General features: G+C 47.9%; 4 protein-coding genes and 1 pseudogene. 4 read left to right on the plus strand and 1 reads right to left on the minus strand.

What is annotated here, in order from left to right:
* From PKX57_RS11625 to PKX57_RS11640, 4 genes and pseudogenes are all read left to right on the plus strand, one after another.
* Window positions 1–308: pseudogene (locus tag PKX57_RS11625) on the plus strand (hypothetical protein); the annotation flags it as partial.
* Window positions 292–696, plus strand: a complete 405-nt coding sequence (locus PKX57_RS11630) for an HD-GYP domain-containing protein (RefSeq protein ID WP_472417475.1) — start codon at window positions 292–294, stop codon at window positions 694–696. The pseudogene PKX57_RS11625 and the gene PKX57_RS11630, both read left to right, overlap by 17 nt.
* Before the next feature lie 156 nt (window positions 697–852).
* The gene (locus PKX57_RS11635; protein WP_214047588.1) at window positions 853–2,007 is read left to right on the plus strand and encodes an HD domain-containing phosphohydrolase; all 1,155 of its coding nucleotides are present in this window, start codon (window positions 853–855) and stop codon (window positions 2,005–2,007) included.
* A 223-nt stretch (window positions 2,008–2,230) separates the two neighbouring features.
* A complete protein-coding gene (locus PKX57_RS11640; protein ID WP_213922756.1) occupies window positions 2,231–2,956 on the plus strand; it encodes a hypothetical protein in 726 nt (241 codons plus the stop codon).
* A gap of 15 nt (window positions 2,957–2,971) precedes the next feature.
* On the opposite strand, the gene PKX57_RS11645 is transcribed toward PKX57_RS11640, so the two are convergent.
* Window positions 2,972–3,316 carry a zinc ribbon domain-containing protein gene (locus PKX57_RS11645; protein ID WP_470745153.1) on the minus strand — a complete coding sequence of 115 codons (345 nt, stop codon included), beginning with the start codon at window positions 3,314–3,316 and terminating at the stop codon, window positions 2,972–2,974.
* Between the last annotated feature and the right edge of the window lie 181 nt (window positions 3,317–3,497).

Below are 3,497 nucleotides of genomic sequence, written 5' to 3' on the forward strand. Positions count from 1 at the left end.
ACAGATGGTCGATAGAGTCCTACTTCAAGACTGCCAAACAACACTTCTCGCTCGGTAAAGCCGGACTCTCGACTGAAGATGGCCACAAGCATTGGACTATCCTGGTTATTCTTGCCTATCTGATTTTCAATGACCTTCACCGATTCATTCTCGAGAAGACTAAGTCGGAAACAAAGAGGTACAAAGTGTTCGAAACAATCCAAAGAGCAATCTCTATGCTCAGGTCTTTACTCCTCGAACAGGTCAAAATCGACTTTCATCTCCTCGATTCCTGTTTCCGCTCTCCTTCTCTTGCTCCTTTCTATTAGCTGTTACATACACGCACTTCGTGAGCTTATAAAAGAACATTCACGGAGTGGATACGAGATTCTTAAAGACGTTGACCTGCCCTGGCCGGTTGCCGAGATAGTCCTTCAACACCACGAACGCCTCGACGGCTCCGGCTACCCCGATGGTTTGAAGGGTGAACAGATAAGACTCGAATCGAAGATAATAGCGGTTGCCGATGTCGTAGAAACGATAACCTCTCACAGACCTTATCGCAGCGCGCTGGGCGTAGATGCAGCGTTGAATGAGATAATCAATAATTCGGGGAAATTGTACGATCCGGAGATAGTAAAGGCTTGCCTGGCCCTTTTCAAGAGAGGTTACACCTTCGAATTCGAACTGGGGCTCCCGGCTGTTAGAGAGAGATAAATCTCATTTACGGCCGACCACAGTGCTAAAATTGAATACTTTTCGAGTGAAAAAAAAGTAACTGGTTGGAATAACTGAGTGTTATAATTTCGGTATGTTGTCATGTTTAAATCTCGGAGGTGTTGATACGAGAGAACCGAATAGGGGCGGATTGCTATGACATCGTTGGCCACTCATAGTATATCTGTGTACAGCAATCCACAAAGTCTGGAGAAGCCTCTCGGCGATTTTTGTTTCAAAGGCTACAGAAGGGGTATGAAGCTTATTTTCATCTCCAACAGAATCACCAGGAGCGACTTCAAGAAAGCCCTTTCGCTGTACGGACTCGATCTAGAAGAGATGTGTCGATCGGGACAGTTGATCGTGTCGGACAAAGAGGAAAGCTATCTGAAAGGTGGTCTATTCAAACCCGAGAATATGTTGAGAATGCTTGAAGATACCACGCTCGAAGCGGTGAATTCCGGTTTCAACGGATTGTGCGTCGGCGGCGATATGTCGTGGATTCTCGATACTTCGCTGGATATGAACGGCCTGCTGGAGTACGAGAGCGAGGTCAACGTTCTCATGAAGAAACTACCTTTCTCGGCCGCATGTATATACGACATATCCGCGATGGATGGAAAGTCTTTGTTACAGGTCTCCAGGCTTCATCCCTTCACTCTCGAACCAGAGGGACCGGTTCCCAACTTCGATTACTTCGAAAAACCTCTACCACTCGAGGATTGCACGAGTGAAGAATGTATCAGGATTTTCAGGGGTGTCTCGGTTATGCTTTCAGAGCTTCTCAGGTTGAGAGGGTTGTACACCGAAAACCATAGTGAGAGCGTCTCCAGACTAGCACGCTCTATAGCTGAACAGTTCGGTAGAGGCGAAGAACTTTCGTTCAACCTCGAAGCCGCGGGCAGGGTGCATGATATAGGTATGTTATCGCTCTACTCGGACATGATAGTCAAGCCCGGAAAACTCACCTGGTACGAGTGCAAAATCCTTCATGAACACCCTGTTCTGGGATATGAACTGGTCAAAAAAGTACCATTCCCCCGGAAAGTGGCCAGGGCCGTTTTGGAACACCACGAACGCCTCGACGGATCCGGTTACCCCCTGGGCCTCAGGGGATCGCAGATTAGTCTCGAAGGCAGAATACTGGCGGTTGCTGAAGTGGTCGCCGCGATGAGCCATTACAGAACCTACAGGGTAGAACACGGTACAAGAATGGCACTGAAGGAAATAAGCGACAATTCCGGCAAACTGTACGATAGCGATGTGGTCAGTGCCTGCTACCGTTCCTTCGAAAGAGGCTTTACATTCTAATCGTCCTTCAGTTTCCTCACTGTTTTGCAAACTGTGAGAAGAATCAATAGCTGTTCAAACCTTCGCCTGGTATTATCGTTTTTACTATAGTAAATATCGTACGTGGTTGTAAGATCCCTGGCCTGTCCCGGATATTTCTACACGAGACTATTCAAAGGCGTAGAATGGCCTGTCCAATGTATATAATTACTCTAGCGAAGATGGAGGAGGATGAGCAGAGCATATGAGAAACAGATCTCTGGATCTTAACTACAAATCTTTTACCAGAAACAGACTGACAATGTTCGAGTACAGAAGAAAGCCATTGCTAGATCAGCTGGAGAGGATTAAGAACGACATCGAGAAGCTCAAGCCTCAAGATGCCAGCGAAAAGCTCCAAAGACCCAGCTGGGCTAAGTCGACAAACGTCGATAAAGCGCCTACTTTGAGCAAAATGAGTTCATTCGACGAAAGGAGATACAGCGATCTTCAGAAAAGAATGGAAGAAGTAGAAGAAAAACTGGAGGCACTGGACATCGAGGAGGAAGACATAGAACTGGAAGCGATTGAAGACGAAATCAAACGTTTCGATACGCTGCAAAAGGAGTATCTCGAATCACTGGAGAAGGCAAGGAAAGAGTTCGAAATTGAATGGGATCTGGCCAGCATAGAACTAAAATATTCGGAAAAAAACTATATTCATCAACTGATGTCGAAACTTGACTCTCTGCGCAAAAGGCAGAATGAAATCAACAGCGGAAAGACTCAACGTGAACTAAAAAAGAAACAGGAAACGACAGGCGCGACGATGGGTACCAGAGCTGTAAATACCCTAGAGGATCAGACAACCGGTGTAAGACAGGTTGCCCAAAAACCGGCTACCACCAGAGAAACTCCAAAACAGCCTGAGACAGGGGAATCGCAAACAATAATTAGAAGAAGAGGCGGCGGGCAAATAAAGGACGATTAGTGACGACTCTCCCAGCTAAAGCAGAGAGCTTCCCAGGGCACGCTCGCCGCTACCGGCCACATTACGCCCTGGCGGCCCCGTCCGGGCCGTATTAACCGCTAGCATCAGGATATTCCGGGCGGCGTTCACGTCGCGCTCAAGCGTGAGGCCGCAGTCAGGACAAACATGTACGCGAATCCTCAAATCTTTCGGTACAATTGCACCACACTCAGAACACGCCTGCGAGGTGCATGCCGGATTCACGATCACAATTCGCGTACCGGCACTTTCAGCCTTGTACGCGAGCAGTGGTACTTGACCTTGATCTCTCCCACATTCTGGACGTAGAGCATTACGCGCCCGCCAGGTCGCAGCTTGCACCCGTCACCGTGCCGTTATCCCGTAGCGATCCTATTCGGGATCCCGTTCTTATCGCCCTCTATTCCTCTCTTCATCTCTGCACTTCGCGCGGTCAATAAATAAAACACGAGAAAGAGATAATCCTCGTATCTCTTCAGTCTTTCTCTTTCTCTCTCGCTCTCTCGAAGGACGGTTCTTAACG

This window comes from Mesotoga sp., assembly GCF_035363035.1.
Lineage (GTDB): Bacteria > Thermotogota > Thermotogae > Petrotogales > Kosmotogaceae > Mesotoga.